Below are 7,733 nucleotides of genomic sequence, written 5' to 3' on the forward strand. Positions count from 1 at the left end.
GGGTCGGGGCGGGGGGGGGGTGGGGGGGGGGGGGGGGGGGGGGGGGGGGGGGGGTGTCGGGGGGGGGGGGGGGGGGTCTCCCCCCCCCCCCCCCCCCCACCACGGGCTCAGCAGTGCCCGCCCCGCCGTGAGGGTCACACCAGGCTCTCCCGCCAGGCCGTGTGCAGCGTGGCGAACCGGCCGGTGGCGGAGACCAGCTCGGCCGGGGAGCCGTCCTCGACGATCCGGCCCTGGTCCATCACCAGCACCCGGTCGGCGATCTCCACCGTGGAGAGCCGGTGCGCGATGATCACGGCGGTCCGGCCGGCCAGCACGGTCCGCATCGCCCGCTGGACCGCCTGCTCGCCGGGGACGTCCAGCGAGGAGGTCGCCTCGTCCAGGATCAGCACCGCGGGGTCGGCCAGCAGCGCCCGGGCGAAGGCCACCAGCTGGCGCTGACCGGCCGAGATCCGGCCGCCGCGCTTGCGCACGTCGGTGTCGAAGCCGTCCGGCAGCGCCGCGATGAACTCGTACGCGCCGATCGCCCGGGCGGCCTCCTCGACCTCGGCCCGGGAGGCACCGGGCCGGCCGATCGCGATGTTCTCCGCCACCGTGCCGGAGAACAGGAAGGACTCCTGGGTGACCATCACCACGCCGCGCCGCAGCTCGGTGGTGGACAGCTCGCGCAGGTCCACGCCGTCCAGGGTGATCCGCCCGGTGGACGGGTCGTAGAACCGGGCCAGCAGCTTGGCCAGGGTGGACTTGCCGGCCCCGGTGGCGCCGACCACCGCGGTGGTCCGCCCGGCGGCGAGCGTCAGGTCGAACGCGGGCAGCACCTGCTTGCCGGTGCGGTAGGCGAACCCGACGCCCTCGAAGGCCACCGTGCGGCCCTTGGCGCCGGTCCGCGGCAGCTCGGCCGGGCTGACCGGCTCGGCGACCGAGGGCTCGTGCGCCAGCAGGCCGGAGATCTTCTCCAGTGCCGCGCCGGCCGCCTGGTAGCTGTTCAGGAACATCGCCAGCTGGTCGATCGGGTCGTAGAGCCGGCGCAGGTAGAGCACGAAGCCGGTGAGCACGCCGAGTTCCAGGCTGCCGTCGGTGACCAGCCAGGCGCCGGCCAGCACCACGCCGGTGATCCACAGGTTGGCGGTGGCCCGGGAGTAGCCGACGTAGCGGGCCATCTCCAGCAGGCCGTCCGCGTTGGACTTGGCGTAGCCCTGGTTGACCTCGCGGAAGGCCGCCTCGTTGGCCGCCTCGCGGCGGAACGCCTGCACCGGGCGGATGCCGTTCATGGTCTCGGTGAAGCGGACGATCACCGAGGCGTTGGCGGTCCGCGAGCGCCGGTAGACCCGACCGCTGCGCCGCTGGAACATCCGCACCAGCAGGTACATCGGCAGCGCGGAGACCAGCGAGAGCAGGCCGAGCCGCCAGTCCATCACCAGCAGGATGACCGCGATGTACGCGACCGAGAGGGCGACCGAGAGCAGCTCCTGGAGGCCCTCGTTGAGCAGCTCGCGCAGGGTGTCCACATCGCTGGTGGCCCGGGAGATGATCCGGCCCGAGGTGTAGCGCTCGTGGAAGTCCAGCCCGAGCCGTTGGGCGTGCCGGAAGATCCGGCTCCGCAGCTCCAGCAGGATGTCCTGGTTGATCAGTCCGGAGAGCCGGATGAAGGCCCGTTGCAGCAGCGTGCTCAGCGCGGCGCAGCCCAGGTAGGCGGCGGTGACCGCGACCAGCGGGCCGCTGTCGTGCCGGCGCAGCGCCGGGATGCCCTGGTCGATGGCGACGGCCACCAGCAGCGGGCCGGACTGCAGGGCGGCCTGCTGGACCATGATCTGCAGCATCGCCAGCACCACCCGGCGCCGGTGCGGCGCGAGCAGCGAGCGCAGCAGCGCGCGTGAGGCACCGGGCGGGACGGGGATGTCCTCGTCGCCGGTGACGATCGGCTCTTCCACGACGGTGGTCATCGGGCCACGCTCCCTTCCAGGCTCTCTTCGAGCGCGCTGCGGCCGGACATCAGCTCGCGGTAGGCGGGACAGGAGTCCAGCAGCTCCTGGTGGGTGCCGACGGCCAGGATCCGGCCGTCGGCGAGCACGGCCACCCGGTCGGCCAGCAGCACCGTGCTCGGCCGGTGCGCGACCACCAGCGCGGTGGAGCCGGCGAGCACCTCGCGCAGCGCCTGCTCGACCAGCGCCTCGGTGTGCACGTCCAGCGCGGAGAGCGGGTCGTCCAGCACCAGGAAGCGCGGGTCGCCGACCACCGCCCGAGCCAGCGCGAGCCGCTGGCGCTGCCCGCCGGAGAGGCTCAGGCCCTGCTCGCCGACCTCGGTGTCGACACCCTGCGGCAGCTGGTGGACGAAGCCGGCCTGGGCGGTGGCGAGCGCCCGCTCCAGCGCCTCCGGCGGTGCGTCCGGGGCGCCCATCAGCACGTTCTCCCGCACGCTGGCGGAGAACAGGGTGGGCTCCTCGAAGGCCACCGCGACCAGTTCGCGCAGCCGCGGGAGAGGCAGCCGCCGGATGTCCTGGCCGTCCAGCGTGATGGTGCCGCCGGTGGCGTCGTACAGCCGGGGGAGCAGCGCGGTGAGCGTGGTCTTGCCGCTGCCGGTGGCGCCGACCAGGGCCATCGTCTCGCCGCTGCGGATGTGCAGGTCGATGCCGCGGAGCAGGTCCGGGCTGTCGGCCGGGGCGTCCGGGTAGCGGAAGGTGACCTTGCTGAAGCGGATGCCGTCGCCGGTCGGCGCGGTCTGCTCGACGGCCAGTTCGGGCTCCTCCGGGGTGTCCATCACCTCGAAGTAGCGGTCGGCGGCGGTGCCGGCCTCGTTGCTGTAGGCGAGCAGCCAGCCCAGCGACTCGACCGGCCAGCGCAGCGCCAGCGCGGTGGAGAGGAAGGCGACCAGGTTGCCCGCGCTGAGCTCGTCGTGCGCCACCAGGGTGACCCCGGCCGCCAACGAGCAGCCCAGCGCGACCTCGGGCAGACCGACGATCACCGCCCAGAGGTTGGCGAGCATCCGGGCCTTGTGCAGCTCGACCGAGCGCAGCTCGCCGGCCTGCTCGCGGAACCGCTGGGCCATCGTCCGGTGCCGGCCGAAGGACTTGAGGATCCGGATGCCGAGCACCGACTCCTCCAGCACGGTCGCCAGGTCACCGTTGCGGTCCTGGGCCAGTCGGGCGGCGGTCGAGTAGCGGCTCTCGAAGTAGTGGCAGAGCACGATGAGCGGACCGGCGGGCAGCAGCGCGATCAGTCCGAGCCGCCAGTCCAGCGCGAACATCAGCGTACTGCCGGCCAGGAAGACCAGCGTGTTGACGATCAGGAAGACCAGCGGGAAGGCCAGGAAGAGCCGCAGGGTGTACATGTCCGAGGTGGCCCGGGAGAGCAACTGGCCGGACGGCCAGCGGTCGTGGAAGGCCACCGGCAGCCGTTGCAGCTTGGCGTAGAGGTCGTCGCGCATGGCGGCCTCGACCCGGGAGAGCGGACGGGCGATCAGCACCCGGCGCAGGCCGAAGAGACCGGCTTCGGCCAGCCCGAGCAGCAGCAGGAGTCCGGTGGGTGCCCAGAGCCCGCCCAGGTCGTGGTGGGCGATCGGGCCGTCCACGATCCGGCCCAGCACCAGCGGCACCACCAGGACGGTCGAGGAGGCGATCAGGGCGGCCAGGATCGATCCGGCCAGGTACCAGCGGATCGGTCGGGCGTAGGTTCGCAGCCGGAGCAGCGAGCGCACGGTGGACCTGGTCGGTTCCGTGGCGGGCGAGGGCGCGGGGGTGGTGTTCTCGTCCATCGCCGAGAGGGTAGGGCGCCGGACCTTGATTTCTCACCAGGTTTTCACGTCGCGCGGTCCGGAACCGGCCACTGGGCGGTGCGGTCAGCGCCGCCCGTTCGCCGCCCCCGCCACGGCCCGCAGCAGCCGCAGCGAACGGGCGGCCAGCGCGCCGGTCGCCTGGTCGGCGGTGTCCAGCACGGTCCGGTACGGGCCGCCCGGCGGCAGCACGAACTCGACCGGCCGGGCCGAGGCGTTGAGCAGCAGCAGGAAGCTGTCGTCGCACAACTCGCAGCCGTGCTCGTCCCGTTCGGACATCGCGCCGCCGGAGAGCAGCATCCCGAGCACCGCGGTCGGGGCGAACCAGTCGGCCTCGGTCATCTCCTCGCCGCGCGGGGTGAGCCAGGTCAGGTCGCGCTGCCCGCCCGGCACGGTGGCCCGGCCGGAGAAGAACGCCCGTTGCCGCAGCACCGGGTGCTCGCGGCGCAGCCGGATCAGCCGGGCGGTCAGCTCGTGCAGCCGGCGCCACTCGGGGTCGGCCAGCAGCGACCAGTCCACCCAGCTGATCCCGTTGTCCTGGCAGTAGGCGTTGTTGTTGCCCTGCTGGGTGCGGCCGAACTCGTCGCCGGCGGTGATCATCGGGACGCCGGTCGAGAGCAGCAGGGTGGCCATCAGGTTGCGCAGCTGGCGCAGTCTCAGCGCGACCACCGCCGGGTCGTCGGTCTCGCCCTCGACGCCGCAGTTCCAGGACCGGTTGTCGTCGGTGCCGTCCCGGCCGTCCTCGCCGTTCGCGGCGTTCCGCTTGGCCTGGTAGGTGACCAGGTCGCGCAGGGTGAAACCGTCGTGCGCGGTCACGTAGTTGACCGAGGCGTACGGGCGGCGGCCGCCGAGCTGGTAGAGGTCGGAGGAGCCGGAGAGCCGGTAGCCCAACTCGCGGACGTCCGGTCGGGCGCCGCGCCAGAAGTCCCGCACGGTGTCCCGGTACTTGTCGTTCCACTCGGCCCACAGCGGCGGGAAGTTGCCGACCTGGTAGCCGCCGTGGCCGACGTCCCAGGGCTCGGCGATCAGCTTGACCCGGCTGAGCAGCGGATCCTGGGAGACCGCGGCCAGGAACGGGTGGTGCATCTCGACCCCGTCGCCGCCGCGGGCCAGCGCGGCGGCCAGGTCGAAGCGGAAGCCGTCCACGCCCATCTCGCTCACCCAGTACCGCAGCGAGTCGGTGACCAGCCGCAGCGCGTGCGGCTGCCGGGTGTCCAGGGTGTTGCCGCAGCCGGTGTAGTCGGCGTAGCCACGGTTGCCGCGGGCCGGGCGGTAGTAGCCGGCGTTGTCGATGCCGCGCAGCGACAGGGTCGGGCCCAGCTCGCCGCCCTCGGCGGTGTGGTTGAAGACGACGTCGAGGATCACCTCGATGCCGGCCCGGTGCAGCGCCCGGACCATCCGCTTGAACTCGCCGACCTGCTGGCCGCGGGTGCCGGAGGAGGAGTAGCCGCCGTGCGGGGCGAACCAACCGATCGAGTTGTAACCCCAGTAGTTGGTGAGGCCCTTGGCGTGCAGGTGGTCCTCGCTGGCGAACTGGTGGACCGGGAGCAGCTCGACGGCGGTGACGCCGAGACCGGTCAGGTACTCGATGGCCGCGGGGTGGGCCAGGCCGGCGTAGGTGCCGCGCAGTTCGGGCGGGATGCCCGGGTGACGGCGGGTGAAGCCGCGCACGTGCAGCTCGTAGAGGACGGTCTCGGCCCACGGGGTCTTCGGCCGGCGGTCGTCGGACCAGTCGTCGTCATCGTGCACCACCACGCCCTTGGCCACGTACGGCGCGGAGTCGCGGTTGTCCCGGACGGTGTCGGCGACCCCGGGCTCGGGCCAGTCGCGGACCGAGCCGCAGCAGGCGTCGTGGCCGGTGAAGACGCCGTCCACGGCCCGGGCGTACGGGTCGAGCAGCAGCTTGGCCGGGTTCCAGCGGGCGCCGGTCCACGGGTCCCAGCGGCCGTGCACCCGGTAGCCGTAGCGCTGGCCGGGGCCGACTCCGGGCAGGTGGCCGTGCCAGGTCTGGAAGGTCTGCTCGGTGAGCGGGTGGCGGGTCTCCTGGCCGTCGTCGTCGAAGAGACAGAGCTCGACGGCCTCGGCGCCGGCCGCCCAGAGCGCGAAGTTGGTGCCGCAGGTGCCCTGCGGGTCGTGCCGGTAGCGGGCGCCGAGCGGTTGCCAGCTGCCCGGCCAGGGGGTCTGCGGCGGTTGGTGCGGGGCGCTGGTCGGGGCGGCGGGACGGCCGGGTCCGCTCTCCAGTTCCTGCCCTGCCGTCATGACCACGCCCTCCGCTCGCCGAAACTGCCGGTGTCCGCTGAGTGGAATCGTTCCCTCGTGTCCCACGCGGAATCAGATTGTCGGGCGGAAGGCGACTGGCATGCCCATGTGGATGGACCCGGCCCCTCGGGCGCAGGGGGCGGGTCGTTCACCGAGTGGGCACGCGGCTCCCTCCCAAGATTCACTCATTCGGCCCCGTTATCCTTTCGCACGCGCGGGGCAACGGGGTCCGGTCCCGGGGTGGACCGGGCGGTTTCGGCTGATGGTGCAACTGATCTCCGGTCCACGGCGTATATGACCGCGGGACCGAACTGAAGGGGACGTCGAATGGCGACGAAGTGGATACGCGCGGTGGGGGCGCTCAGCGGCGCGCTGTTGCTCGCGGCGTGCAGCGGCGGGGGCGGCCACAGCGGCGGCAGCTCGGCCGGGGGCAGTGGGGGCGGTACGGCGGCTCAGGCGGCGGCGAAGACCTCCGCCGCGGTGGTCGACATCGAGCCGAAGAACGGTACGCAGAACGTGGCGCCGAGCGGGGCGCTGAAGGTCAGCGTGGCGAGCGGCAAGCTCACCGGGGTGACGGTCAAGGGCAGTGACGGCTCGACCGTGAACGGCACCCTCTCGCCGGACGGTTCCAGCTGGACCCCGGCCGGCGACCTCTCGGTCAGCGACACCTACCAGGTGAGCGCGCAGGCGGTGGACGCCAAGGGGGTCACCTCCACCACCACCAGCAGCTTCACCACGCTGACCCCGACCAAGACCGCGCACAGCGAGGACAACATCACCACCGGCTCCACCTACGGGGTCGGCATGATCATCCAGCTGGAGTTCGGCCAGCGGGTCACCAACAAGGACGCCGTCGCCCAGGCGATCACCGTCACCGCCTCGGACGGCACCCAGGTCAAGGGCCACTGGTTCAACGAGGACAACTGGTACGAGCTGCGGCCGCAGAACTTCTGGACGCCGGGGACCCAGGTCACCGTGCACATCCGGCTGAAGAGCGTGGAGATCTCCCCGGGCGTCTACGGCGGCTCGGACCGCGACGAGACCTTCACCATCGGGCGCTCGCAGATCAGCACCGTCGACGCGGCGGCACACACCATGACGGTGGTCACCAACGGTTCGCAGACCCAGGTGATCCCGGTCACCACCGGTGCCTCCGACCCCGCCAACTGGGCCACCTACAACGGCACCATGGTGATCGAGCGCATGGAGGGGACGGTGGAGATGAAGTCCTCCACGGTCCCCGGCCTGGGCGGCGCCTCGTACGACGAGATGGTCCCGCACTCGATGCGGCTGACCGACTCCGGCACCTACGTGCACGGCAACTACTGGGCGGCCGGCGCCTACGGCCACGAGAACGTCAGCCACGGCTGCATCGGCCTGCAGGACGTCGAGGGGGGCAGCCCCAGTTCGCCGGCCGGAAAGATGTACGCCGAATCGATGGTGGGCGATGTGGTGATCGTCAAGAACTCCACGGGTCCGCAGGTGGATCCGGGCAACGGCCTGAGCGGCTGGAACATTCCCTGGTCCAATTGGTGACCTGAGGGGCGGCTGTGACAATCGGCCCGATACCGCGACGCGCGGTATCGGGCCGATTGCCGTTCCGGCCTGGTTCTGACCCGAATCCGCAGGTAGTGGCCGACGGCTGGTCAGTTGATCTCTGTGCTGGCCGTTGGCGCCGTTGCGGTGTGTCTGGGTAGGTGGACGGCCC

Annotated in this window: 4 protein-coding genes; 1 reads left to right on the plus strand and 3 read right to left on the minus strand. The window is 72.2% G+C overall.

What is annotated here, in order from left to right:
• Positions 1–134 precede the first annotated feature (134 nt).
• From ACZ38L_RS06125 to glgX, 3 genes are all read right to left on the minus strand, one after another.
• Positions 135–1,940 carry an ABC transporter ATP-binding protein gene (locus ACZ38L_RS06125; protein WP_465689674.1) on the minus strand — a complete coding sequence of 602 codons (1,806 nt, stop codon included), beginning with the start codon at positions 1,938–1,940 and terminating at the stop codon, positions 135–137.
• Entirely contained in the window at positions 1,937–3,748 is a 1,812-nt protein-coding gene (locus tag ACZ38L_RS06130; protein ID WP_465689676.1) for an ABC transporter ATP-binding protein, read from the minus strand. The genes ACZ38L_RS06125 and ACZ38L_RS06130 overlap by 4 nt, the downstream gene beginning before the upstream one ends.
• Before the next feature lie 84 nt (positions 3,749–3,832).
• Complete coding sequence (glgX, locus tag ACZ38L_RS06135) at positions 3,833–6,025, minus strand: glycogen debranching protein GlgX (RefSeq protein ID WP_465689678.1); 2,193 nt, start codon at positions 6,023–6,025, stop codon at positions 3,833–3,835.
• Between the two features lie 327 nt (positions 6,026–6,352).
• Here glgX and ACZ38L_RS06140 point away from each other — a divergent pair, with 327 nt between their 5' ends.
• On the plus strand, positions 6,353–7,561 hold the full coding sequence (locus tag ACZ38L_RS06140; protein ID WP_465689680.1) for a L,D-transpeptidase: 1,209 nt from the start codon (positions 6,353–6,355) through the stop codon (positions 7,559–7,561).
• Positions 7,562–7,733 lie beyond the last annotated feature (172 nt).

It is taken from the genome of Kitasatospora sp. NPDC024654 (assembly GCF_055559155.1).

What these genes read in the sequence shown, in the direction of transcription:
- ACZ38L_RS06125 (WP_465689674.1), bottom strand. Translation starts at nt 1,940, where the DNA reads ATGACCACCGTCGTGGAAGAGCCGATCGTCACCGGCGACGAGGACATC.
- ACZ38L_RS06130 (WP_465689676.1), bottom strand. Translation starts at nt 3,748, where the DNA reads ATGGACGAGAACACCACCCCCGCGCCCTCGCCCGCCACGGAACCGACC.
- glgX (WP_465689678.1), bottom strand. Translation starts at nt 6,025, where the DNA reads ATGACGGCAGGGCAGGAACTGGAGAGCGGACCCGGCCGTCCCGCCGCC.
- ACZ38L_RS06140 (WP_465689680.1), top strand. Translation starts at nt 6,353, where the DNA reads ATGGCGACGAAGTGGATACGCGCGGTGGGGGCGCTCAGCGGCGCGCTG.